This is a genomic window from uncultured Sulfitobacter sp. (genome assembly GCF_947500075.1).
Lineage (GTDB): Bacteria > Pseudomonadota > Alphaproteobacteria > Rhodobacterales > Rhodobacteraceae > Sulfitobacter.
This window is the reverse complement of sequence record NZ_CANMQS010000001.1, coordinates 623,463-647,239: the sequence shown is the minus strand read 5'-3', so window position 1 is coordinate 647,239 and position 23,777 is coordinate 623,463. Positions and strand designations below refer to the sequence as shown.

The 23,777-nt window shown below is 58.8% G+C and carries 29 protein-coding genes and 1 tRNA gene; 21 read left to right on the top strand and 9 right to left on the bottom strand.

The genetic code is table 11. From position 1 onward, the window contains the following. Window positions 1-14 precede the first annotated feature (14 nt). The 3 genes from Q1A91_RS03180 to Q1A91_RS03170 all read right to left on the bottom strand — a co-directional run bounded on the left by Q1A91_RS03180 (window position 15) and on the right by Q1A91_RS03170 (window position 1,665). Entirely contained in the window at window positions 15-677 is a 663-nt protein-coding gene (locus Q1A91_RS03180; RefSeq protein WP_299872709.1) for a DUF2796 domain-containing protein, read from the bottom strand. Window positions 678-708: 31 nt separating this feature from the next. After that, window positions 709-1,095, bottom strand: coding sequence for a Fur family transcriptional regulator (locus Q1A91_RS03175; protein ID WP_299872706.1), 387 nt, complete (start codon window positions 1,093-1,095; stop codon window positions 709-711). A gap of 123 nt (window positions 1,096-1,218) precedes the next feature. After that, the gene (locus Q1A91_RS03170; RefSeq protein WP_299872703.1) at window positions 1,219-1,665 is read right to left on the bottom strand and encodes a helix-turn-helix domain-containing protein; all 447 of its coding nucleotides are present in this window, start codon (window positions 1,663-1,665) and stop codon (window positions 1,219-1,221) included. 137 nt (window positions 1,666-1,802) lie between these two features. Here Q1A91_RS03170 and Q1A91_RS03165 point away from each other — a divergent pair, with 137 nt between their 5' ends. Together Q1A91_RS03165 and Q1A91_RS03160 are read left to right on the top strand one after the other, a co-directional pair. After that, entirely contained in the window at window positions 1,803-2,492 is a 690-nt protein-coding gene (locus Q1A91_RS03165; RefSeq protein WP_299872700.1) for a YqiJ family protein, read from the top strand. A gap of 50 nt (window positions 2,493-2,542) precedes the next feature. After that, window positions 2,543-4,204: a flotillin domain-containing protein gene (locus tag Q1A91_RS03160; protein WP_299872697.1), complete on the top strand. Its 1,662-nt coding sequence runs from the start codon at window positions 2,543-2,545 to the stop codon at window positions 4,202-4,204. An 88-nt stretch (window positions 4,205-4,292) separates the two neighbouring features. Here Q1A91_RS03160 and arsJ read toward each other — a convergent pair whose 3' ends face one another. From arsJ to Q1A91_RS03145, 3 genes are read right to left on the bottom strand one after another with little or no spacing between them, the layout of a single operon-like run. Beyond that, on the bottom strand, window positions 4,293-5,555 hold the full coding sequence (gene arsJ / locus Q1A91_RS03155) for an organoarsenical effux MFS transporter ArsJ (RefSeq protein ID WP_299872695.1): 1,263 nt from the start codon (window positions 5,553-5,555) through the stop codon (window positions 4,293-4,295). Then, complete coding sequence (locus Q1A91_RS03150; RefSeq protein WP_299872693.1) at window positions 5,552-6,550, bottom strand: ArsJ-associated glyceraldehyde-3-phosphate dehydrogenase; 999 nt, start codon at window positions 6,548-6,550, stop codon at window positions 5,552-5,554. The genes arsJ and Q1A91_RS03150 overlap by 4 nt, the downstream gene beginning before the upstream one ends. Continuing rightward, on the bottom strand, window positions 6,547-7,395 hold the full coding sequence (locus Q1A91_RS03145; protein ID WP_299872691.1) for a helix-turn-helix domain-containing protein: 849 nt from the start codon (window positions 7,393-7,395) through the stop codon (window positions 6,547-6,549). The genes Q1A91_RS03150 and Q1A91_RS03145 overlap by 4 nt, the downstream gene beginning before the upstream one ends. A 432-nt stretch (window positions 7,396-7,827) precedes the next feature. Between Q1A91_RS03145 and Q1A91_RS03140 the strand changes: the two genes are divergently transcribed. The 9 genes from Q1A91_RS03140 to Q1A91_RS03105 all read left to right on the top strand — a co-directional run bounded on the left by Q1A91_RS03140 (window position 7,828) and on the right by Q1A91_RS03105 (window position 14,073). Beyond that, window positions 7,828-9,036, top strand: a complete 1,209-nt coding sequence (locus Q1A91_RS03140; protein ID WP_299872688.1) for a site-specific integrase — start codon at window positions 7,828-7,830, stop codon at window positions 9,034-9,036. Between the two features lie 14 nt (window positions 9,037-9,050). Then, complete coding sequence (locus tag Q1A91_RS03135) at window positions 9,051-9,782, top strand: hypothetical protein (protein WP_299872685.1); 732 nt, start codon at window positions 9,051-9,053, stop codon at window positions 9,780-9,782. A 40-nt stretch (window positions 9,783-9,822) separates the two neighbouring features. Next, window positions 9,823-9,993 carry a helix-turn-helix domain-containing protein gene (locus Q1A91_RS03130; protein ID WP_299872682.1) on the top strand — a complete coding sequence of 57 codons (171 nt, stop codon included), beginning with the start codon at window positions 9,823-9,825 and terminating at the stop codon, window positions 9,991-9,993. Between the two features lie 112 nt (window positions 9,994-10,105). Next, window positions 10,106-10,393: a hypothetical protein gene (locus Q1A91_RS03125; protein WP_299872679.1), complete on the top strand. Its 288-nt coding sequence runs from the start codon at window positions 10,106-10,108 to the stop codon at window positions 10,391-10,393. Window positions 10,394-10,486: 93 nt separating this feature from the next. Continuing rightward, window positions 10,487-10,654 (top strand): hypothetical protein, encoded by a 168-nt coding sequence (locus tag Q1A91_RS03120; protein WP_299872676.1) that lies wholly within the window; start codon window positions 10,487-10,489, stop codon window positions 10,652-10,654. Next, window positions 10,654-11,118 (top strand): hypothetical protein, encoded by a 465-nt coding sequence (locus Q1A91_RS03115; RefSeq protein ID WP_299872673.1) that lies wholly within the window; start codon window positions 10,654-10,656, stop codon window positions 11,116-11,118. The genes Q1A91_RS03120 and Q1A91_RS03115 overlap by 1 nt, the downstream gene beginning before the upstream one ends. 22 nt (window positions 11,119-11,140) lie before the next feature. Continuing rightward, window positions 11,141-11,737 (top strand): hypothetical protein, encoded by a 597-nt coding sequence (locus Q1A91_RS03110; RefSeq protein ID WP_299872671.1) that lies wholly within the window; start codon window positions 11,141-11,143, stop codon window positions 11,735-11,737. A 400-nt stretch (window positions 11,738-12,137) separates the two neighbouring features. Further along, window positions 12,138-12,734 carry an SWIM zinc finger family protein gene (locus Q1A91_RS23675; RefSeq protein WP_367278628.1) on the top strand — a complete coding sequence of 199 codons (597 nt, stop codon included), beginning with the start codon at window positions 12,138-12,140 and terminating at the stop codon, window positions 12,732-12,734. Between the two features lie 118 nt (window positions 12,735-12,852). Next, the gene (locus Q1A91_RS03105; RefSeq protein WP_299872668.1) at window positions 12,853-14,073 is read left to right on the top strand and encodes a hypothetical protein; all 1,221 of its coding nucleotides are present in this window, start codon (window positions 12,853-12,855) and stop codon (window positions 14,071-14,073) included. A 198-nt stretch (window positions 14,074-14,271) separates the two neighbouring features. Here the strand turns inward: Q1A91_RS03105 and Q1A91_RS03100 are convergent. After that, window positions 14,272-14,346 (bottom strand) — tRNA-Thr (locus tag Q1A91_RS03100). A 233-nt stretch (window positions 14,347-14,579) separates the two neighbouring features. On the opposite strand from Q1A91_RS03100, the gene Q1A91_RS03095 reads away from it, so the two are divergent. The 9 genes from Q1A91_RS03095 to Q1A91_RS03055 all read left to right on the top strand — a co-directional run bounded on the left by Q1A91_RS03095 (window position 14,580) and on the right by Q1A91_RS03055 (window position 20,544). Continuing rightward, window positions 14,580-14,780, top strand: coding sequence for a hypothetical protein (locus tag Q1A91_RS03095; protein WP_299872666.1), 201 nt, complete (start codon window positions 14,580-14,582; stop codon window positions 14,778-14,780). A 5-nt stretch (window positions 14,781-14,785) separates the two neighbouring features. After that, the gene (gene murA, locus Q1A91_RS03090; protein ID WP_299872663.1) at window positions 14,786-16,057 is read left to right on the top strand and encodes a UDP-N-acetylglucosamine 1-carboxyvinyltransferase; all 1,272 of its coding nucleotides are present in this window, start codon (window positions 14,786-14,788) and stop codon (window positions 16,055-16,057) included. Further along, a complete protein-coding gene (locus Q1A91_RS03085; RefSeq protein WP_299872660.1) occupies window positions 16,054-16,524 on the top strand; it encodes a DUF2948 family protein in 471 nt (156 codons plus the stop codon). Before murA ends, Q1A91_RS03085 begins: the two co-directional genes overlap by 4 nt. A 77-nt stretch (window positions 16,525-16,601) precedes the next feature. Next, entirely contained in the window at window positions 16,602-17,903 is a 1,302-nt protein-coding gene (hisD, locus tag Q1A91_RS03080) for a histidinol dehydrogenase (protein ID WP_299872657.1), read from the top strand. A 1-nt stretch (window position 17,904) separates the two neighbouring features. After that, window positions 17,905-18,543 carry a hypothetical protein gene (locus Q1A91_RS03075; RefSeq protein WP_299872654.1) on the top strand — a complete coding sequence of 213 codons (639 nt, stop codon included), beginning with the start codon at window positions 17,905-17,907 and terminating at the stop codon, window positions 18,541-18,543. An 86-nt stretch (window positions 18,544-18,629) separates the two neighbouring features. Then, complete coding sequence (locus Q1A91_RS03070) at window positions 18,630-19,109, top strand: UPF0262 family protein (protein WP_299872652.1); 480 nt, start codon at window positions 18,630-18,632, stop codon at window positions 19,107-19,109. Next, on the top strand, window positions 19,110-19,577 hold the full coding sequence (locus Q1A91_RS03065; RefSeq protein WP_299872650.1) for a low molecular weight phosphatase family protein: 468 nt from the start codon (window positions 19,110-19,112) through the stop codon (window positions 19,575-19,577). Next, window positions 19,574-19,966, top strand: coding sequence for a ketosteroid isomerase-related protein (locus Q1A91_RS03060; RefSeq protein WP_299872647.1), 393 nt, complete (start codon window positions 19,574-19,576; stop codon window positions 19,964-19,966). The genes Q1A91_RS03065 and Q1A91_RS03060 overlap by 4 nt, the downstream gene beginning before the upstream one ends. Continuing rightward, window positions 19,963-20,544 carry a GNAT family N-acetyltransferase gene (locus Q1A91_RS03055; RefSeq protein WP_299872644.1) on the top strand — a complete coding sequence of 194 codons (582 nt, stop codon included), beginning with the start codon at window positions 19,963-19,965 and terminating at the stop codon, window positions 20,542-20,544. The genes Q1A91_RS03060 and Q1A91_RS03055 overlap by 4 nt, the downstream gene beginning before the upstream one ends. Window positions 20,545-20,619: 75 nt before the next feature. On the opposite strand, the gene Q1A91_RS03050 is transcribed toward Q1A91_RS03055, so the two are convergent. Beyond that, window positions 20,620-20,982: a hypothetical protein gene (locus Q1A91_RS03050; protein ID WP_299872641.1), complete on the bottom strand. Its 363-nt coding sequence runs from the start codon at window positions 20,980-20,982 to the stop codon at window positions 20,620-20,622. A gap of 193 nt (window positions 20,983-21,175) precedes the next feature. Between Q1A91_RS03050 and lepA the strand changes: the two genes are divergently transcribed. Beyond that, window positions 21,176-22,975, top strand: a complete 1,800-nt coding sequence (gene lepA / locus Q1A91_RS03045) for a translation elongation factor 4 (protein ID WP_299872638.1) — start codon at window positions 21,176-21,178, stop codon at window positions 22,973-22,975. Between the two features lie 127 nt (window positions 22,976-23,102). Here lepA and Q1A91_RS03040 read toward each other — a convergent pair whose 3' ends face one another. Further along, on the bottom strand, window positions 23,103-23,558 hold the full coding sequence (locus Q1A91_RS03040) for a transposase (RefSeq protein ID WP_299872635.1): 456 nt from the start codon (window positions 23,556-23,558) through the stop codon (window positions 23,103-23,105). Window positions 23,559-23,777 lie beyond the last annotated feature (219 nt).

The window sequence follows — 23,777 nt, the reverse complement described above, 5'->3', positions numbered from 1 at the left end:
CCGCACAATCAGGCTCAGAACATGTCGCGCAGGTCAAGGGTGGGCGCATCCCGCACCACTTCAAATGCCGTCGCACCCCGGTCAGAGACGACCTGCACTTCAAGCTCCAGCGCGTTAGGGAAGCTGTCGAAATAGGCAAAGGTGACAAGCGTCGCCTGCGCGGGAACGGCACAGTTCAGAAGATACTCGGCATGAAACTCTGTGTGGTTGGCCTCTTTGCCGTGGTCGTCATGGTCGTGATCGTGGTCCTTTTGATGGGCCGCGTGATCTTCGTCCGTGTGACCCTCTTCGCCATGTTTCGCGTGGTCATGGTCGTCATGGTCGTCTGCATGATCCTCGTGCCCGTGATCGTCGTGATCCTCTTCGCTTTCAAGGGAAGCACTGGCCTGCACAACACTGCACCCGGCCGTGGCGGGCAGGGCGAACAGATCAAGCGGGCGCGCAAGCGTGGCAACCGCTGCATCCACCTTGGCGCGGTCTTCCGCGGTCTTTGCTTCATACTCGAACCCGACAATATCCGCCCCCGGTGCATGCAGTTCCATCGCGATCTGATCACCGTCAAATGCGATATTCAACTGCCCAACGCCGTGTTCATGGGCGTCCAGCTGGCGGGTTTCTTCGGCGCTGGCGGCACCTGCGGCAAGAAGGACAAGGGCGGCTGGAGCTAGTCTGTGCATGGTGCAGATCCTTTTCATGGGGTCATGGGCATTACGTGGCGCAGGTTTGGCACCGCCCGTGGATTTCAACGATATGGCGGGTGGGCTCAAAGGCGGACTTTTGGGAGAGCGCCGTGAGCTGCGGTAAAAGCTGCGCCCCGTCGTGTTCTTCGACGGCAAGGCATTCTTCACAGATGGCCAGCACCGGGACAGAGGTTTCATGCGCGCAGCGGCAGGGCACAAAGGCATTGATGGATTCCAGCTTGTGCGCGCGCCCCTGTTCGGTCAGGGCGGCCAGCGTCCGATAGATGGTCGGCGCGGCCAGACCGGGCTCTCCCACCTTCATCTGGTCAAGGATCGCATAGGCGGTCATGGGTTTGTCATGCTGGTTCAGCACGTCCAGAACGTCCGACTGCCGTGTTGCCGCCTGCTTGCGCATACATGCGTCTCCTGATCCGCTGTCCAAATTTGTTATATTATAAAATAAATTCTGGACGGATCGCAACGCGATTCATCGGATGTGCCAGCCGAATTGCCGCCGGCAAATCGTTGCAAAGCGCCGCTACTCAGGCTCCCAAAAGGAAGGGGGCATGTCGTGCAGCAGTTCCGCCGCCTTGTCCTCAATCCAATCTTGACGGTCGTCCGTGCTCCATGATGCCAGATCCGGTTCCTCCTTGATCAGCATCTTGGCCTTGATCAGCGCCTGACTGTATTTGATGTCTTCGATCCGGCCATCGGCGACGATGGCATAAACGAACCGCCCACCCATCGCCTTGGCCAGCTGCTCCATCTGTTTGAGCGAAACAGCGCCTTCTTTCTCGCTCCGCTCTGCCTGATAGACCGCGTTGCGACTGACACCCTTGCGCAGCGCCACCTGTTCGGCTGACATGCCAAGAGCGCGCCGCACGGAGGCAATCCACCCCTTTTCCGGCACAGAAACAGCACCCAATTGCTTGGATGTCTTGTCAATCATGCGCGCCAGACGGCGTTGCTCCATGAAATTCGGCATTCAGTGCTCCGTCGGGCGTGGAATTGATATGAAATTTACTGTATCATAACCAATAAATATTATCAAATGACAAAATTTGCACATATATACTTCAACTAATATGAAAAGTGTGTTATATACTGTTGGAAAGGTTGAGTATGATAGAGTTATTTACGTCCCCACCATCCCTGCCATTTGCCATCGCGCTCACTGTTGTAGCTGCGTTGTTTGTGCTGGAAATCCTGAGCGCCCTGATTGGCGGATCGATCCTTGGCGTCGGGTCCGACGGACCTGATGTGGATATCGACGCAGATTTTGACCTTTCGGTCGAAGCGGGGGGCGATCTTGATCTTGATCTTGATGTCGAGGCCGTAACAGAGGTCATCGACACCACCGAAGCATCCGGCGGGCTGTTCACATGGTTGGGCGCGCGCGACGTGCCTTTCCTGATCTGGCTGGTGTCGTTTCTGACGATGTTTGGCCTGTCGGGCCTGATCCTCCAGTCCGTTGTTGATGGGCTGGTGGGGCGGTCGCTGCCTGCCTTGGTGGCCTCTCTCATCGCGTTTGTGCCCGCGCTTGGCGTGACACGTGTCATCGCCAACTGGGTGGCTCTGATCATGCCCAAGACCGAAACCACGGCCCTCAAGGCCCGCCATATGGGGGGGTATCACGGCACCATCACCCAAGGCACCGCACAGCGCGGCAAACCGGCGGAGGTCAAGATCAAGGACCGCCACGGCAACGTCCACTACCTGCGGGTTGAGCCGCTGCATGATGAAGAGATCTTTCCGTCAGGCAGTGACGTGACATTGATCCGCAAACGTGGCGACAAGTTCTTCGTCATCTGAAGCTTCTCGCCGTTCCACCATCCGTTCCAGTTCCTTACAGGAGTATTTCTATGCCTTTTTCATCAATCCTCATCCCTGCTGCGATTATTGTCGCCCTTCTCCTTTTCATCGGACTGATCATGGCGCGGCTCTACAAGCGCGCCACCCGCGAAACCAGTCTGGTGAAGACCGGGTCGGGCGGGAAGAAAGTGATCATGGACGGTGGCACCATTGTGGTTCCGTTCCTGCATGAAATCTCAAAGGTGAACATGAAGACCCTGCGTCTTGAAGTGTCCCGCGTAGCGGAGCAATCCCTGATCACCAAGGACCGTATGCGGGTGGACGTGGGCGTTGAATTCTACGTGTCAGTCAACGCGACCGAAGACGGCATTTCCCGCGCCGCCCAGACCCTGGGGGACCGGACGTTTCATGTCGATCAACTGCGTGAGATGATCGAGGGTAAGCTGGTCGATGGCCTGCGGGCCGTGGCTGCGCAGATGACCATGGATGAGCTGCACGAAAACCGGGCGAGCTTTGTGCAGGAAGTGCAGAACGCGATTTCCGAAGACCTGCTGAAGAACGGTCTTGAGCTCGAAGCGGTGTCGCTGACCGCGCTTGATCAGACCCCCTTCGAAAGCCTTGATGAGAACAACGCGTTTAACGCCGTTGGTATGCAAAAGCTCGCTGCTGTGATCGCGACCTCGCGCAAGGAACGCGCCGAAATCTCAGCGGAGGCGGACGTGGCCGTTGCCCAGTCCGAAATGGAAGCGGAAAAGCGCAAATATCAGATCGAGCGTGAAAAGCAGCAGGCGGAAATCGCCCAGATCGAAGAGATCCAGACCCTTCAGGCCGAACAGGAAGCCCAGATTGCCCGCAATCAGGAAGCCTCCGACCGCGCCAAGGAGGAGGCCCGCATTCAACGTGAGCGCGCCGTCCGCGCCGCAGAGATTGAGCGCGAGCGTGCCATCCGTGAGGCGGAAATCGCCAAGGAGCGGGAGCTGGAGGTTGCCGATCAGGAGCGCGCCATCATCGTGGCCCGCAAGTCCGAGGAAGAAAGCCAGGCCCGCGCCTCTGCCGACAATGCGCGTGCCGAAGCCAAGAAGGCCGCCGAAGCCATCGAAACCGCCCGCGCCGTGGCGGAGGCCGAGCGGGTCAAGCAGATCGCCTTGATCGAAGCCCAGAAAGAAGCCGAACGTCAGGCCACCGCCATCCGTCTGGCTGCCGAGGCCGAGAAAGACGCGGCAAGCGACCGGGCCGCCGCCAAGCTGGAAGAAGCGCAGGCAGATGCGAATGCAATCACTGTGCGCGCAGAGGCCAAGAAAACCGACCTGCTGGCAACTGCGGAAGGTCAGACGGCGATTGCCAACTCCGAGAATGAATTGAGCGCAGAGATCGTCGCGATGAAGATCCGTCTTGCCCAGCTTGAAGCGATGCCTGCCATCATTGCCGAGATGGTGAAACCGGCTGAAAAGATCGACTCGATCAAGATCCATCAGGTGACGGGCATGGGGCAACCCGGTGCAGGGGGCGGTGGCGACGGTGCGGTCAGCGGGACCCCTGTCAATCAGGCGCTCGATTCCGTTCTGGGCATGGCGCTCCAGATGCCCGCCATGCAGGCCTTGGGCAAGGAACTTGGGGTGAGCCTGGAAAACGGCGTTGCCGGTGTCGCCAATGATGTGATGGACGTGCCTGCCGTGCAAAAAGCGGACACGAAGGACGCCAAGGGCGCGTAGGTCCGCGACATACGGGGAAATCGGTGGGAGCCGGGCATTGCGCCCGGCTTCTTTTGTTCCCGCCGCCGCCCGGACGGCCTGATGTCAGCTACCCGGCGCGGAGTTTCAAGAAACCGACGGTGACAGCCGAAAGCGCGACCATCACTGTTGCCGTGCCAAGCATCAGGGCAAGCCCCCCGACCTGATAGGTCACCCCCGACAGGATTGTTCCGGCCAGACGGCCTCCGGCGTTTGCCATGTAGTAGAAACCGACATCCATCGTGACCCTCTCTGCGCTTGTGAAAGAGAGGATGAGATAGGAATGCAGGGAGGAGTTCACGGCAAAAACCGCGCCAAAGACCAGCAGCCCGGCGACAAGCGCAGCCGTCAGCCAGACCTGCGGCGCGCCGGTCATGACAGCCGCCACTGTCAGCACCGCAGGCACCGCCGCCAGCCCCCAGGCCCAGTGGCGCGCGGCGGCGATCAATTCTGCCTCCCCTCGGGTCCGGGCGCGCAGAATGCGGGGTGCATTCGCTTGCACCAGACCATAAAGGATCACCCACCCGGCCATGAAAGTGCCGATCAGGAAAAACGCGGCCCGGTTGCCCTCCGTCGTGCCGTCCGACAGGACCGCGTAGAAATAGATCGGAATGCCCACGACAAACCAGACATCCCGCGCGCCGAACAGGAACACCCGCGCCGCGCTGAGCCAGTTCACGTTGGCCGATTTGGAAAACACCTCAGAAAACTTCGCGCCCTTGCGCCCCACGGGCAAACCCGGCGGCATCGCAATCAGCAGGGCCAGCAAGACCCCTGCAAGGATCGTGGCCATGCCCAGCACGGCCCAGACGAACCCCATCGTGGCCAGCAGTGCAGCCCCCAGCAGGTAACCGAGGCCCTTCACCATGTTCTTGGATCCGGTCAGCAGCGCAACCCAGCGAAACAGCCCACCTGCTTCGGACGGCGCCAGCAGTTTGACAGCGGATTTCGAGGACATCTTGGCAAGGTCCTTGGCCACACCGCTCGCCCCCTGCACCAGCATCACATAGACCACCGACGCCCCAACGGCCCAACCCGGATCAAGCTGTGCCAGCGCCACAAGGGCCAGCACCTGTAGCCCCAGACCCGCATAGAGCGTGGAGGCCAGCCCGAACCGCGCCGCGATCCAGCCCGCGCTGAGGTTGGTGACCACCCCCGCAATCTCATACAGCACAAACAGATAGGCCAGCTGCACCGGAGAGAACCCCAGCGTGTGGAAATGCAGCAGCACCAGCATGCGCAGCGCCCCATCGGTGAGCATGAACGCCCAATAGGCCGCCGTCACCGCGATGTACGCAGGCAAGCCCTCAGGTCGCGCCGCGCTATCGCTCACAGACTGTCCCCGACCATGCAGGCCACATCGACCAACCGGTGCGCATAGCCCATCTCGTTGTCATACCAGACATAGACCTTCACCTGTGTGCCGTTCACCACCATCGTGGACAGGGCATCCACAATGCCGGAGCGTTCATCGTTGGTGTAATCCGTCGACACCAGCGGCCGTTCCTCATACCCCAGAATACCCTTCAGCGGCCCCTCCGCCGCGGCCTTGAACAGGGCGTTGACCTCCTCAACGCTCGTCTCCCGCGCCACTTCGAACACGCAATCGGTAAGGGAGGCATTCAGCAGTGGCACCCGCACCGCATGGCCGTTCAGGCGGCCGGTCAGTTCAGGATAGATCAACGTAATCGCCGTGGCGCTGCCCGTGGTCGTCGGGATCAGCGAATTCAGCGCCGACCGGGCCCGGCGCAGATCCTTGGCCGGTCGGTCCACGATGGTCTGTGTGTTGGTCACATCGTGGATTGTCGTGATGGAGCCATGTTTGATCCTCAGGGTCTCGTGGATGACCTTGACCACCGGAGCGAGGCAATTGGTGGTGCAACTGGCCGCTGTCACGATGCTGTGGCGTGCAGGCTCATAGATGTCATGATTGACCCCGTAGACGATATTGGCGGCATCCCCGTCTTTGACAGGGGCCGACACGACCACTTTCTTCACGCCCGCATCGAAATAGGGCGCCAGCTTCGCTTCACTTTTGAAAACACCTGTGCAGTCGATCACCACGTCCACGCCCTCCAACGGCAGCGCGTCAAGATCGCGCGTGCCAATGAAAGGCAGGCGGGTGCCGTCGATGGTGACGCTGTCCGCATCATGGGCAAAATCAGCGTGCCAGCGCCCATGAACCGTGTCGAATTCAAACAGATGCGCGTGCATCTCCGGATCGCCCACCGCATCGTTGATCCAGGCAATCTTGGCCCCCCGCGCCAGCAGGGGTTTCAAGGCAAGCTTGCCAATACGGCCAAGACCATTGAGGGCGTAGACGGTCATGCGGAGGGTCCTTCTTCTTGGGTTTGGCCGATCTGATCGACGGCCTGTTGCAGGGACATGCGGTCAAGCGCGGCCAGCGGCAGCGCGGCAAAGGCGGACATACGGTTGCGCAGCGCCCCATAGGTCTGATGAAACGCAAGGCTCTTTTCCGCGTCGGACCCTGCCACCGCAGCCGGATCAGGCAGCCCCCAATGCGCACTGATCGGCTGCCCCTGCCAGGACGGACATTCCTCATTCGCCGCCCGGTTGCACACGGTAAAGACGAAGTCGAATTCCGGCGCCCCCGCGCGCTGAAATTCAGCAATGTTCTTGGCGCGTAATGCAGAGACGTCATGTCCCTTGTGCTCCAGAACCTCGATGGCAAAGGGGTTCAGCTGTGACTGCGGCTTGGTCCCCGCCGAATGGGCCACAAACCGCTCTCCCGCGATGTCGCTCAGGATCGCTTCGGCAAAGATCGACCGGGCAGAGTTGCCCGTGCAGATGAACAGAACGTTGTAGCGCTTGTCGGTCATGCGTTTGTCTCCTTCTGGGGTAGGATCGGCCGCCGGGGCGCAAATCTCCGGACGTCCCCGGCAGCAATCGTTCAGCAGATAATCGATGGTCTCGCGCGCAGCGTCCATGTCGATGGCATAGCGCAGCGACGTGCCCGCACGTTCCTGCGTGACCAGCCCGACCTGCAAGAGAGCGTGCACATAGGTCGAAAGCGTATTGCGTTTCAGCCCCAAGGCCTCTGCCAGTTCGCTCGCCGGCACCCGGTCCGGATACCGCCGCATCAAAAGGCGGAACAGGGCCAGCCGCTGAGGATGGCCGAGGATGGAGAGGCGGGTGGGGATCAATACTTCCATATTTCAGGAATATATGAATTATACGCCGTTGGAAAATGAAACTTTTGTAACAGCATACCCGAAGTGGTTGTGTTGGTTTCGGCTCGTGTTTTGACAGAATGCTGAAATCGACCAAGCTGCTTCAAGGGCAGGGGCACCAGCTGACAGTGTGGTGGATGTAGTGCGCCCGGAGGGGAACAACCTGGAACCTTCCAAGCTCCCATCGTTCTTTCAGAACGACTGCCGCCCAGTGCTATTCGGTGAATACGGTTGTCGCTCTTTACAGAGCGACTGTGGTGCTGCTGGAGGGCATTGGAATCCTGTTTCGTGGCGTTTCGCGGCATACCGAAAAACCTACGTTATCCCATGATTCTAAATAAATATCTGTCCTAGGGTGTTCCATGGCGCACCCCGCCGTCCTATATGTGAAGGGTGGCCTAGAAGGTGGACCAGATGACCCGTGCATTGAACAAGCTATCCGCTCAAACCGTCAAGGCGGCTCCGGCTGGAAAACACTCCGATGGCGGTGGCCTTTGGATATTCAAGAATGATGAAGGCGGCGGTAAATGGGTGCTGCGTGTCCATATTCATGGGCGCAGGCGTGAAATGGGGCTGGGTGCCTTCCCGGTTGTTTCGCTCAAAGAAGCGCGAGAGGAAGCCGACAAATGGCGGGCCGTAGTTCGTCAGGGCAAAGACCCGATCAAACAGCGCAATGCTGAAAAGCGCGATGCAGCGCGCCACATGCATCTGCTGCAGGATATTGCCAAGGATGCTTTTGAAAGCCGCAAAGCTGAATTGAAGGGCGACGGGAAGGCAGGTCGCTGGTGGTCACCTATAGAACTGCACGTCCTGCCAAAGCTGGGCAAGGTTCCGGTGGCAGAGATTGACCAGCGCGACATTCGCGACACGCTGGCCCCGATCTGGCATGACAAAGCCCATACCGCTAAGAAAGCCATGAACCGTCTGGGCATTTGCATCCGCCATGCAGCGGCGCTGGGCTTGGACGTGGATATTCAGGCGACGGACAAGGCCAAGGCGCTATTGGGCAAACAGCGCCACAAAACACAGAACACGCCTGCGGTGCCTTGGCAGGATGTGCCAGCCTTCTATCAGTCTTTGAACGAAGGAACGGTTACGGAACTGGCGCTGCGGTTGCTTATCTTGACTGCGGTGCGGTCTGCGCCGCTGCGTTTCATGCGGTTGGACCAGATCGAAGGGGACATATGGACCGTACCAGCGGAGGCGATGAAGGGCCGCAGGGATGCCACAAGCGATTTTCGAGTGCCATTGTCTACGGAGGCGCTTGGCGTGATTGAACAAGCAAAACCATTTGCGCGGGATGGCTACCTTTTCCCCGGTGTTCGGCGCGGCGTCATTTCTGATGCCACCATGTCCAAGTACATGGCGCGGCGCGGTATGACTGCACGGCCCCACGGTTTTCGTTCATCTTTCCGGGATTGGACAGCGGAAGCAACGCAGACGCCGCGTGAGGTGGCGGAGACGTGTTTGGGTCATGTGTCCGGTGGCGCTGTCGAACTGGCGTATCGGCGAACAGATTTTTTGGAGCAACGGCGGGCATTAATGGAGCGGTGGGGCCTACATGTGCGTTTGAACGATCTGAAAGTTGTTAGGTTGGCTCAAGCGCCGGGGTCTTTAGTTTGAGACACATTTTCGCCATGTCGCGACATGCTTCCGCTCTGCTCGAGACTGAGCAATATCAGCGTTTTTACACGCTGGTTTTTGATGCTGCAATCGAGCGAGACCCCGTTACTGCAACGCACGACTATCTCTTTGAGAACCGGGACTCGCTGGAGGCAAGTATTAGCTTATTGCAAGACGAACTTAGGATTGTATTTCTGCGACGTGTTACCTATGGAAAATCAGCCCTTACGCAGGATGAAATTCAGGCAATTTCAGATGCTCTCACAGCCCCAGATGATGCGGCTATAGAGGCTGCGCGCGAGCTTCTTGTTGATCATTTGGCCTTGTCCGAAACTAGTCCAAGCAATCTGAGTGGAGTGTTTCAGAAGCTGTTTTCCGCAATGGATAACCCCAAGCGAGCAGGCCGCAAATCGACCGCTTACGCAAGCAGAAACCACGTGATTTGTTCAGCGGTGAACAGGCTAATGAAGGCAGGCCTAACGAAGATCGGTCAAGGCCAGTCTGCCTGTCAGATTGTTTCCGACGAAATGTGCAAACTTGGCTTCCCGTTATCAATAGATGGTGTGCGCAAGGTACTGGACGGGGCAAAGCCCGGCTCGGTGAATCCTGAAGAGGTTGATATGGTCATTGCCAAAGCAAGCGAAGGCTTTAGCCAGAAAGAGCTTCAGGAGCGAAAGGATGCTTGGGATCGTCTGGAGGAAATTGGAAAGAAAGAGGGCTACATTCCTTCCAGTGACGCTAGCTGAACGACGCGCCAAGGTGTGCCTACATTCGTAGGAGTACACAATGAAATACCTCTCTTTTGCAGACCTCCAGAAGAAACTCGGTGGCCGGGGACGGACGACAATTTATCGCGATTGCGATCAAGGTCGTCTGCCAAAACCAACCAAAATTGGCTCACGCCTTTACTGGAAAGAAACCGAAGTAGATGCAGCGATTGCATCCCTTGCGGGCTAAGACCCGTCCCACCCGGCGCATAAGCGCTGGGCATGTGGGACAGGAATATATCTTGGTGGATACTCCCAACACATACGCCCAGCGCCGCGCGTTTTCAATCAAAGGATTGAACATGCCACAGGCACATTCTTACTCAAAACCAACCAGCGTCTACTGGACGTGCAAGGCCCTTACGGAGGGGCAAACCATCTCCCAACTGACGCAGATTCAAAATGTGAAAGGCTGGCGTTTGCCTGCCGTTATTCACCGCTTGAAAGCGGAGTATCACTGGCCGATCTGCACCGAATATCGTCAACCGGACGGCGTGGCGTTTTACTCACTGTCGCCAGACGTGGATCGGGCAACACTGCGGTTCCCCAAATCAGCAGAGGCGCTGGGCCATGGGGAGGACTGCGCATGACGTCCCTTCGCATTCTCCGCCTGCGCCGCCGCTACGGCATGACCGAAACGCAGGCCCGCCTGTTTGCCGAATTGTTCTTTGGAGGGTCACGCCATGGATAAGAGATACATGCTTGCCACCAAAGACGGCTCATGGGTGGTCATGGCCCGAAAGGGCGCAGGGGCCGCTACAGACGCCGCGTGGGTGACGCTGGGCGGTTGCCCTAGCCAAATGGTCGCCCTGCGCCTCTACATGGCGCTTATGGCGCGTGGCGGGCGCTGATGGGGGGCAAGCCTTACAAGTACGCGAAGAAGGGGGCTGGGCGTCATGTCCAGCTTCCTGAATGGGTGCAGGCAACGGAGGCATGGGCAACGCTCAAACCTGGCCCCCGCGCGCTCTATATCGAACTGAAGCGGCGCTTCACCGGATCGAACAACGGGCGCATCCTTCTCAGCCATCGCGATGCTGCAAAGGCGCTGAACGTGCACCGCAACACTGTCGGGCAGTGGTTTCAGGAATTGCAGGACCGGGCGTTCATCCGCATGACGCAAGGGCCGTGCCTTGGGCCGTCCGGCGTCGGCATGACGTCGCATTGGGCGCTGGAGGAATTGCCCTGCGATGACCTCAAAACAGCGCCGAAGGGCTTTGCCATTTGGCGGAAAATTCAGAAGCCCCGCACAAAAGAGCGGACACCCTGTCACAACCATTGTGACACTAGGGGCAATCTTAGGGTGGTGAAACAATGAACCGTCACAAAATCTGTGCCGCATGTCAGAGTTTTGCGAAAGCCCGCGTCACAAAAAACAGGACATTTATACATCTAGCCAAAGGCAGGACAGCATGAGCAAGCAACCCGTCAGATCGGAAAGCACGTTGGGCGTTAGTTTCAAAGGTACACCCGAGGAAGGCCAGCAGGTCGAAATCACGGAAAAGACTGCCATCGAAAAGATATTCAGAACAAATCATCCGGAGATTGCTGAGGGCCTTCTGCGCCATTGTTTGAAGGCTCTGAAGTCAACTGAGGCCAGCGATGAATATGAGGGCAACGACGAACGGGTTTTTATGGTTGCGGTCATAGCAGAGATTGCTCCGCGCGATACTGTAGAGCGGTTGCTAGCGGTGCAGATGGCGGCAACGCATGTGGCACTGGTGCGCGCTGGCCGATGGCTGGGGAACGCTGAAACCGTCCAGCAGGTTCAGGCGCACTATTCAGGGTACAACAAGCTTGCCCGGACCTATACGACACAGATTGAGGCGCTGCGCAAACACCGCAACGGCGGCAAGCAAACCGTGGTCGTGCAACGGGTGAACGTTGAAGACGGCGGGCAAGCGATTGTGGGCACGGTTGAGAAGGGGGGTAAGTGATGGAAATCGACGATAACCCCATGCAAAGGGCGCACCAATCACCTAGATGCACAGCCAACTCCAAGCGCTCTGGCGTTCTGTGCAAAAACCCTGCAGTGCGCGGCTGGGCGGTTTGCCGGATGCATGGCGCTGGCGGTGGTGCATGTTCCGGTTCAACACATCCTAATTATCGGCACGGATTGAGGACAAAGAAAATGCAGAATATGCGCCGCTTGGTTCGGTTCTTAATGGGACCAACTGCAGACGGTTTCTGACGCTGATATTTCAGAGAATTGGACAATGTCTAGATTGTGAGTGCTTAGCTTTGCGCCAGCAGTGAATGGCAGGCATGAGCCCAAATTGACCAATGCCGCACGGTCTGCGAACGTCTTACAATGAGTTTCACCGGGTCTAGCGACAAATGAGAAAACTATTGCGCAGTCTACTAGGACGACAGCCAAGAACCCGTCGAACTTATGAGAAACGGGCAGACGATCTCTTTATTCCTTTTCAACTCGAATGCGCCGACATTCGCCCCGTCTCCGGCGATCGCCAAATTGCTTCATTCACCCATCCAGGAGTTTTCTATGATGTCTCACTCTCCTACCAGACTTGTTCTTGCCCTGATTTTTTGCATCGTAGCGATTTCCCGGCAAATAGCTTTTCAAGATGGTGCAAGCACCTTATGGCTGCGCTGAGTGATGAAGGAGCCTTCAAAAACATAGGTGAATGGCACAAGGCAATCGCTGAGGCAGGCCATGGAGGGCCCTTCAGTGCGTTCACTGTAACCACGGAAAGGTCTCAAGTCTTTCTTCTGACTGCGGGGCGCAACCCTGATTGGATCAATGTACTTGGCAGAACACGCAGAAAAGGCGAACAGGCGCACCAAGCGAGCGGTTCGATACGAGAATTTGGGTGGTGTATCTCAGAACGGCGTTGGTCTTATGGCGAAGGCCCGCCTGGAGCGCGTGAACTCCGAAGACTGATGGTTCAAATCAACGAAATCCAGTATTTCTAGTCTTAGCCGAAGGAAACTTGTTTCTTTGCTCCAGCAGCTAAATGCGTAGAGTGGAGTTGAGAAGAAGCAACTCAGGGAGACTAGTTGTGTGGAGTTGGTTCGATATCCTGGTAGCAGCATGAGAGTGGCCAACGCTCTCTTTTGCGCGTTTTTCCTGCAATTCCTTAGCACATCTGCCTTCGCTCAAAATGCTGAACACCCAAACTACCCAGTCATCATAGTAGATGAGGGTGACGGGATTATTGCGATTGCTGATGAAATTGATTCCCGTACACCTTTGGCGTTTGAGAGAACTCTCTCGGAGGTGCCAAACGCTTCAGTGCTGATACTTGATAGTCCGGGAGGGGCTGTTCATGGTGCGCTTGCCATAGCTACCAGAGTGCATGGCTTGGGTATGGCTACCGTTGTTTTGAGTGAGAGTAAGTGTTTTTCAGCCTGTGCATTGGTATTCTTTGCAGGGGCCGAGCGATTGGCATTTGGTGAACTCGGCGTGCATCAGATAAGCCCATCAAATGGGCGTGGTGATATGGTGGGTGGACAATTCGCACTGGCGGACGTGCTCGAAGCATTGAATGACTATGACGTTCCTTCCGAAGTGATTGGGGTGATGTTGAGAACTCCTCCCGAAAGCATGTATGTCTTCTCGGCATCGGAGAATCGCCGCTACGGCTTTCTTAATGAAACAGAGCCTCAGACTGCCAGTCCAGAACCTCGACCCAAAACGGTTGATCTTGCTAATCCTGAGACATGGCGAGGCAAGGTTATTACAGGTCAACTAGTCTCCAGTGGAAAGAAATGGTACGCATCGCTGAACAAAGATGGGACCACCATATTTCAATTCACAAGCGGGCAGGTTTCCTCAGGAAGATATTATTTGTCAGAGAGCGAAGTCTGCTTTCAACTTGATCAAAATCCTGAGTTTGCATGCCGTAGGCCTGTACCGGGACCGGCTGGCGTTAGATGGTATGACGAGGATGGAGGCTATCAGTCACTAATTGTAAGCGTCGATAACGCGAGAATGGGCGCGATTGTCCCCCGGCAGAAAACAGTAAACAGTATTTCCGACCATATCTTACCGGGTGATTGCGCTTTGATAGTGGCATCCCGGCCCACGATTTCCGAAGCGCGGGACTACGTCCTATCAAGTGTAACTGACCGCCGATATCTGAAAGCATTCCGGTCCAGAAACGGTTGGATTGCAATTTCAATAGGGACACTCAAGGCTCACGAGGTTGATGCTGTTGTTTCGAAATGGAAAAAGTCTGGCCGAATTCCAAAAGACAGCTACTGTTCTACGGGTTCGAACTATGAGGCAGTAGTAAGCCTAGGGCTACAGTGAACTCAGATTCTCTTGTGATTAAGCATTGGCGTGTCGAGGCGGGATTTTCTCTCGGCTAGCGCCAGCCTTGGATTCTGGGACACAGCTAGTGGTCTGAAAAGAGCGCCAACTCAAGCTGAGAAAGGTGGCCTGCAGGGTGGTCTAGCCCGCTTAAGTATCTCTTAAGTAATTGAAATTAATAATACATATCAAATAATGTGGTGCTGCTGGAGAGAATCGAACTCTCGACCTCTCCCTTACCAAGGGAGTGCTCTACCTCTGAGCTACAGCAGCCTATCCACTTCAGGGCACCGGGAAAAAACGCCCTACTAATACCCTACTAATTTCCACCACGCCCCGCTAACTCATTGTTCGAACACTCGAACTTGGAATGGACCCGCCCATTACCAAGGGAGTGCTCTACCTCTGAGCTACAGCAGCGCCGATGAGCGCGGTCATTAGCGGCTAACTGGACATCGTGCAAGCCTAATCTGGACCCTCACCGCGCCCTGCGGTACAGAGGCAGCATGGCACGCCAAACCCCCTCGCAGGGGCCGTCAAAATCCGGGCAAAACCGGGAGGATCGGCTCAAATCCGCGCTCAAGGCCAATATGGCGCGGCGCAAGGCTCAAGCACGTGCGCGGGCAGGCCAGAATATTGAGTTGGCGTCGGATACGCAGGCAGATGAAACAGACCGGGCTGGCAAACGGCCCGCACAAGAAAGCTAGAGCATATGGATTCCATTCTGGTCAGGGGCGGCACACCGCTTTCGGGGCAAATCCCCATCGCGGGCGCGAAAAACGCTTGCCTCACCCTGATGCCCGCGACCTTGCTGAGCGAGGAGCCTTTGACGCTGACCGGCGCGCCCCGGCTCAGCGACATCCGTACCATGACCCAACTGCTGGAATCCCTCGGTGCCGAAGTGACCGCCTTGCAGGAGGGCCAGGTGCTGGCCTTGTCCAGCCATGGTGCGATCAACACGCGGGCGGACTATGACATCGTGCGCAAGATGCGCGCCTCCAACCTGGTGCTGGGTCCGCTGTTGGCACGCGAAGGCCATGCAATCGTTTCGCTGCCCGGCGGCTGCGCGATTGGCGCGCGGCCCATGGACATCCACACGGACGGGCTTGGCCAAATGGGCGCAGAGATTGAGCTGCGCGATGGTTACCTGCACGCCAAGGCGGCGGGCGGGAAACTCAAGGGCGCCGTGATCGACTTCCCCTTCGCCTCCGTCGGCGCGACAGAAAACATCATGATGGCCGCCACGCTGGCCAAAGGCACCACGGTGATCAACAACGCCGCGCGCGAGCCGGAGATCGTCGATCTCGCCACCTGCCTGCGGGCCATGGGGGCTGAGATCGACGGCGACGGCAGCCCAACCATCACCATTCAGGGCGTCGACCGTCTGCACGGTGCCACCCACCGCGTTGTGACGGACCGGATTGAACTGGGCACCTATATGCTCGCACCCGCGATCTGCGGCGGCGAAGTGGAATGTCTGGGCGGACGCATCAGCCTGCTGGAAAGCTTCTGCGAAAAACTGGAAGCGGCGGGCATCAGCGTGACGGAAACGGACAAGGGCCTCAAGGTCGCCCGCAAAAACGGGCGCATCCGCGCGGTCGACGTGACCACCGCGCCCTTTCCGGGGTTTCCAACCGATTTGCAGGCCCAGATGATGGCGCTTCTCTGCACCGCCGATGGCACCTCACACCTCGAAGAAAAGATCTTCGAGAACCGCTTCATGCACGCCCCCGAACTCATCCGCATGGGTGCCGAGATCGAGGTGCACGGCGGCACCGCAACGGTCACGGGTGTCGAACGCCTCAAAGGCGCGCCGGTGATGGCCACTGACCTGCGCGCCTCTGTCTCCCTGATCCTTGCAGGCCTCGCGGCTGAGGGAGAAACCAAAGTCGCCCGCGTCTACCACCTTGACCGGGGCTATGAGCATGTGGTGACAAAACTCTCCGGCATCGGCGCGGATATCGAACGGATCAAGGACACATGACCAACGACGCGCGTTTCGAAGACGGCAGCGAAGCCCCGATCAACATCGGGGCACTGGATGCCGAAGACCTCAAGGTGATCGCCTCACTGGTGCAGGACGCCGTGTTCCCCGCGTCCGAAATGCGCTGGGACCGCAAGGCAGGCCGCTTTGCGCTGCTGATCAACCGCGTGCGCTGGGAAGACACCGGCAACGCCCGCCATGGTGCAGAACGGGTCCAGTCCCTGCTGGTCTTTGAAACCATCCAGCATGTCGCCAGTCAGGGCATCCCTCGGGGCGATGCGGACACCGTGCTGTCTCTGCTGGACATCACCTTTGATGAAACCGATGCGCCCTCCGGCCATGTCACCCTCACCCTTGCGGGGGACGGCGCCCTCCGCCTCACGGCCGAAACGCTCGAAGCGACCCTCAAAGACGTCACGCGCCCCTACAAAGCCCCCTCCGGCAAGCGTCCACATCACGACACCTGAGACCCTCACCACCTGCTTCCAAATGGTTCCAAAAACCCCGCCGGAGGCCTGAAATCTGTTTTGGAGCACCCACCGCCATGCCCACCTTCCTCGACAGTCAATCCCCGGACTTTGAGACATCCTTTGCCCGGCTCCTGAATGCCAAACGCGAAGACAGCCCGGATGTGGATGCGGTGGTGGCCGACATCATTGCGCAGGTCCGCGCCACCGGTGACGCAGCCGTCATTGCGCTGACCGCGACATTCGACCGGATCACCCTGACCGCAGACACCCTGCGCATCACCCCCGAAGAAATGGCGCAGGCCATTGAGGAGGTCGCTGCCGAAGACCGCGCAGCCCTCGAACATGCTGCCGCGCGCATCCGCGCCTACCACGCGCGCCAACTGCCCGAAGACGCCCAATGGACGGATGAGGCGGGCGCAACCCTCGGCTGGCGCTGGAGCGCGGTCTCCGCCGCTGGTCTCTATGTCCCCGGTGGCCTCGCCAGCTATCCCAGCTCTGTCCTGATGAACGCCATCCCCGCAAAGGTGGCCGGTGTTGACCGCCTCGCCATGGTGGTGCCCACGCCCGATGGCATCCTGAACCCACTGGTCCTGCTGGCCGCGCATCTGTCCGGCGTCGATGAAATCTACCGTATTGGCGGGGCGCAGGCGGTTGCGGCCCTTGCCTACGGGACCGAAACCATCGCCCCCGTGGACAAGATCACCGGCCCCGGCAACGCCTTTGTCGCTGCCGCCAAACGCCGGGTGTTCGGCAAAGTCGGCATCGACATGATTGCCGGCCCTTCGGAAATCCTTGTCATCGCGGATGCTGACAATGACCCCGACTGGATCGCGCTTGACCTGCTCAGCCAGGCGGAACATGACGCCTCCGCCCAGTCGATCCTGATCACCACCGATGCAGCCTTTGGTCAGGCGGTGGCCAGATCCGTCGAAAGCCACCTCACAACCCTCCAGCGTCGCGCCATCGCAGGTGACAGCTGGCGCGACTTCGGGGCCATCATCACCGTGCCGGACCTTGCCACCGCTGCCCGCCTCAGCGACCGCATCGCGCCTGAACACCTTGAGCTTTGCGTCGCGGACCCCGATGCGCTGAGCGCCCAGGTCACCCACGCCGGTGCGATTTTTCTGGGCCAATGGACGCCGGAAGCCATCGGGGATTATGTCGGCGGCCCCAATCACGTCCTGCCCACCGCGCGCTCCGCGCGGTTTTCCTCCGGCCTCTCGGTGCTTGACTTCATGAAGCGGACCACGCTGGCCCGGATGACTCCGGACGCGCTCCGCGCCATCGGCCCTGCCGCCGAGCGGCTTGCCGCTTCCGAAAGCCTTGAGGCGCACGGCCTTTCCGTCACCGCCCGCCTGAACAAGTTGAACCGCTGATATGCTTGCGATCGATATCCAGACCCGCCAGATCCTCGCGCCGATCTTCATCGGCATTGCCACCTTCTTTCTCTACACAACTTCGAATGGCGCATCCGCATCCCTTGCCCTGCTGGCCGCATTGGCCGTGGCGGTGCATATGGCCAACCTCGGCCTGCGCGATGCGACGTTCAAGGCACTGATCAATGCCAAGGGTGTTGGCATCCGGGACGCGCTTGCCCGCTGCTGTATGGTGGTCTTCGACGCGATCGTGCTGTTTGGCATCATCACCGCAGCTGGCCTGACCATGGCCTGGCCGATCTTCATCAGCCTGTGTATCGGGCTTGGCATTGTCCTGCCGATTGTTGTCTTTGTGATGACCCGCTCCGCCCGCGCGCCGCAGCCTGCGCAACCGGGGCTGCCGATGGACTACTGGGCGCCGCCCGCCTTCCTGCTGCTGTTGCTGGCGCTGCTCTCCGCCGCAGGCACCATGGTCGCCGCAGACGGCAGCCAGCCCTTTGTCTCGCTTGTCCTGATCAGCACGCTCTTTGCCATCAACCGCTCCGGCAGCCGCCTTGTCGGGCGCGCGCGGATCCTGGGATATGCCTCCATGGCGGGCACGCTTGTGCTTTTGGTGGCCAGCTACCTGCTGGCGGGCTGACGCAGCCTCTCCATCCTCCCCATTGCGTTGGAAATGGGGCTGACGTATCCCTGCGCCATCGGTTTTTTAGTAAAAGTTGATCTTCCATGTCCCGTATCAGCCATATCGCCCTCGACGACGCAAACCTGCCTCCGCCCACGCCGGAGATTGAGCAGGAGCGCAAGGTCGCGGTCTTCGACCTTCTTGAAGACAACACCTTCATCATCCCCGCGCGGGAGGACCGCCCGGTCCCGCAAGGCCCCTATCATCTGGGCCTCAGCATCCGGGACAAACGGCTGGTCTTTGATGTGGAAACGGAAAAGGCCGAAAAGGCTGCCGAATTCCACCTGTCGCTTGGTCCCTTCCGCCAGGTCGTCAAGGACTACTTCCAGATCTGCGAAAGCTACTTTGACGCGGTCAAGAAACTGCCACCCTCCCAGATCGAAACCATCGACATGGCCCGGCGCGGGATCCACAATGAAGGCAGCCGGGTGTTGCAGGAACGGCTGGAAGGCAAGGCGGAGATTGATGAGGACACCGCCCGCCGTCTCTTCACCCTGATCTGCGTTCTGCACTTCGGCGGCTGAATGACCCAGGCGCTTCCTCAATCGGTCCTCTTTTGTTGTGACCACAATGCCGTGCGTTCGCCCATGGCCGAAGGATTGATGAAGAAGTTCTACGGCACCGAAACCTACGTCCAGTCCGTGGGCGTGAAGAACGATCTTGAAATTGACGGCTTTTCCATTGCCGTCTGTCAGGAAATGAACGTGGAACTGTCGCGCCACCGCTCGCGCAGCTTTGACGAGATGGAGCAATGGGGCGATGACCTCAGTTCCTTCGATCTGGTGATCGCGCTGTCTCCGGCCAGCCAGCGCCGTGCGCTGGAACTGACGCGGTTTTTCCATCTGGAAGTGGAATACTGGCCCATCCTCGATCCCACCGGTCTGGGGGAGACGCGCGAAGCCAAGCTGGTGCAATTTCGCGCCGCCCGCGACCAGATCGCGGAACGCCTTCTGGCCCGTTTCGGCCCTCCCACACAAAAGGATGCCCTATGAACGCGACGATCCAACGCTATTTTGAGGCTTTCAACGCGGGCGACACCGACGCCATGATCGCCTGCCTGGCAGATGACGTCGCCCATCACGTCAACGAAGGCAACGTGCGCCGGGGCAAAGATGCCTTTGCCGACTTCTGCGCACATATGACGGCAAGCTACCGCGAAACCCTCACGGATATGGTGATCTTCGCCAATCCGGACGGCACCCGCGCCGCTGCGGAATACACCGTCAACGGCACCTACTTGCAAACGGACCCCGGCCTGCCAGAGGCGCGCGGCCAAACCTATGTCCTGCCGGCCGGGTCCTTCTTTGAGCTCAGCGGCGACAAGATCAGCCGGGTGACGACCTACTACAACCTCGGCGACTGGACAGCACAGGTGTCATGAGGGTCGCCGCCCTCACCGGGGATGCCTTTGCAGCGGCATTGCCAGAAGTGGCGCGTCTGCGCATCGAGGTCTTCCGCGCCTTTCCCTATCTCTATGACGGGGATCTGGCCTATGAGGAACGCTACCTGCACGCCTTTGCGGCCAGCCCCCGTGCCATTCTGGTGGGGGCGTTTGACGGTGATGCGGTGGTCGGGGCCAGCACAGGCGCGCCGCTGGCAGACCATGCCGAGGATTTCGCCGCGGCCTTCGCCGGTACGGATCTTGATCTGGCAGAGGTCTTCTATTGTGCGGAAAGCGTCCTGCAACCTGCGTACCGGGGCAGGGGCATCGGCCACAGGTTCTTTGATCTCAGAGAGGCGCACGCCCGCGCTCATGGGTTCAAAAAGGTGTGCTTCTGCGCGGTGATGCGGGCGCCGGACCATCCCGCACGGCCCGCTGACTACCGCCCGCTTGACGGCTTCTGGCAGGCGCGCGGATACGCACCGCGACCCGGCGTCGTTGCCGCATTCAGCTGGAAAGAACACGGCCAGACGACCGAGACGACCAACCACTTGCAATTTTGGATGCGCGATCTCTGAAAGCGCGCGGAAATTTTCAAAATTTCCGACCGATTTCTTTCAAAGAAATCGATCCCCGCGAAAATCATCCCCGCCTCAGGTATCCTGACACAACCGTGCGGCTTCTCCCGCAAAACCCTTCCAGGCTTGCCAGAACCGCTCATTCCCGGCCGCATCCGACTGCCGGATCTCCTGCAACCGCGCCGGATCACCCCACAAGGACGCCCCGCGCCGCTGATCGCCCGCAGACAACTCCCGGTTCGCCACCGCCTGCACACAGCCACACCGCGCCCGCGACGCCGCCTTGCGCCCGCCTGCCTGACAGGCCTGTTGAATAGGCCCCTTGGCAAACAGGAACGGAGACGGCGCATATCCCCCACGCGGGCTGCTCTCCCTCGGCGCACCGCCGCAAGCCGCAAGACCTGCAAGCGCCGCAATGGCAATCGTGATACGGATCATGGCTCAGCCTCATCGCTTCGGACCGTTGGGGTCACTTGTTGGGGCGGAGTATGCCTGAAACGAGCGGGCGGGGCAATTCACGGTTGAGTATACTGGCCCGCAAGGGTGTGCCGCAAACAACGTACTTTTGTCTTCCGGCACGCAACGCCATATCCCATTGACCAAACCGGGTTTCCGCATCATATCCCCCTACATGACACCACTATCCCACATCCGCAATTTCTCCATCGTCGCGCACATCGACCATGGGAAATCCACGCTCGCTGACCGCCTGATCCAGTCCACCAACACCGTGGCGGATCGCGATATGAAAGAGCAGATGCTCGACAGCATGGACATCGAACGTGAGCGCGGGATCACCATCAAGGCGCAGACCGTGCGGATCAACTACACCGCCCAGAACGGGGAGGAATACGTCCTCAACCTGATCGACACGCCGGGCCATGTGGACTTCGCCTATGAGGTCTCCCGCTCCATGCGCGCGGTCGAAGGCTCGCTGCTGGTGGTCGACAGCACACAAGGGGTGGAAGCGCAGACGCTTGCCAATGTCTATCACGCCATCGACGCGGACCACGAAATCGTGCCCGTCCTGAACAAGATCGACCTGCCTGCCTCTGACTGTGACCGCGTGGCCGAACAGATCGAGGATGTGATCGGCATCGACGCCTCGGGCGCCATTCAGGTCTCTGCCAAAACCGGACAGGGCATCATGGAAACGCTGGAATCCATTGTCCAGAACCTGCCCGCCCCCAAAGGCGAGCGCGACGCGCCGCTGAAAGCCATGCTGGTGGATTCATGGTACGACAGCTACCTCGGCGTGATCGTCCTTGTGCGCATCATGGACGGTGTGCTGAAAAAGGGCGACCGCATCCGGATGCTGTCGAACAACTCCACCCACCACGTGGACCGCATCGGCGTCTTCCGCCCGGAAATGACCGTGATTGATGAACTTGGACCGGGTGAGATCGGCTTCCTCACCGCCTCCATCAAACAGGTCCGCGACACCCGCGTGGGCGACACGATCACGCATGAGAAGAAAGGCACCGAAGACGCGCTGCCGGGCTTCAAACCCTCGCAGCCTGTGGTGTTCTGCGGCCTCTTCCCGGTGGATTCAGCCGAATTCGAAGACCTCCGCGACGCGATTGAGAAACTTGCCCTCAATGACGCCAGCTTCTCGTTTGAGATGGAGACCTCCGCCGCCCTCGGCTTCGGCTTCCGCTGCGGGTTCCTTGGTCTGCTGCATCTCGAAGTGATCCGCGACCGGATTGAGCGGGAATACAACATCGAACTGATCACCACCGCGCCTTCGGTGATCTATCACATCCACCACAAAGACGGCACCATGCAGGAGCTGCACAACCCCGCCGACATGCCCGACATGACGCTGGTCGACCACCTGCAGGAGCCGCGGATCAAAGCCACGATTCTGGTGCCCGACGACTACCTCGGCGATGTGCTGAAACTCTGCCAGGACCGGCGCGGGATACAGGAAGACCTCACCTACGCAGGCTCCCGCGCGATGGTGGTCTATGATCTGCCGCTGAACGAAGTGGTGTTTGATTTCTATGACCGGTTGAAATCGGTGACCAAGGGCTATGCGTCCTTCGACTATGCGATGATCGGCTACCGTCAGGACAATCTGGTGAAGATGTCGATCCTTGTGAACGATGAGCCGGTGGATGCGCTCAGCACCATGGTCCACCGCGACCGGGCCGAGGCCCGTGGCCGTGCGATGGTCGAAAAGCTCAAGGATCTGATCCCCCGGCACATGTTCAAGATCCCCATTCAGGCGGCGATCGGCGGCAAGGTGATTGCGCGCGAGACGTTGTCGGCGATGCGCAAGGACGTGACGGCGAAGTGCTATGGCGGGGATGCGACGCGGAAGCGGAAGCTGCTGGACAAACAGAAGGCGGGTAAGAAGAAGATGCGCCAATTCGGGAAGGTGGATATTCCGCAGGAGGCGTTTATCTCGGCGTTGAAGATGGATGGGTAGGGTGGGTGAAACCCACGCGTGGGGGTGAAACCCATGCGCACATCGCTTTTTTGACGCCACCACGCGTGGGGTGACGCCCATGCACGCGACGGTTTTTTGACGCCACCACGCGTGGGTTTCACCCACCCTACGCCCCCACCATTTCCCGATGCATCGTTGAATAGGGCCAATCCATGGGCTGTTCGACCAACCCATGCTTCACCGGGTTGAAATGGCAATACTCTACATGCACGGCGAAATCTTCTTCATTCCGGATGCAATGCTCCCAAAACCGCCGTTGCCAAATCCCGCGCTCCCCCTTGCGGGCTTTGCTCGCGCTGACACGTGGCCTATGTGTGCAATGCTTTGAAAAGGTTGATTTGATTTTTTTCCACCGCACAGAGAAGTCCGCATCGCCCGGAGGCAATGTCCAGACGGCATGGAGATGATCTGGCAAAACCACCATTGCGTCACATTGGATTGGATGCTCCTTCACGACGGAAGCATAGGTCGAACGAAGGAGGTCAATCTCTCTCAGCAGCAGATCCCCGCCCCGCTGTGCGAGGTTGACGGTAAAGAAATATGTGCCACCGGGGACATACATGCGGCGATATCGGCTCATTGGGCTAACTTGCCGCATTCTGGTTAACAAATGTTTGAGGGTAGGTTTCACCCACCTACGCTTGGGGAACTCCCTCAACTCAAACACAAATCTCAACTTACCCACAGCAAAATCCCCAATAAATACAACGACTTATCCACAAGAAATTTCCCAAAACCTTAACAAAACCCTTGCCGACTCACCCCTTCCCCTCGCACCCTT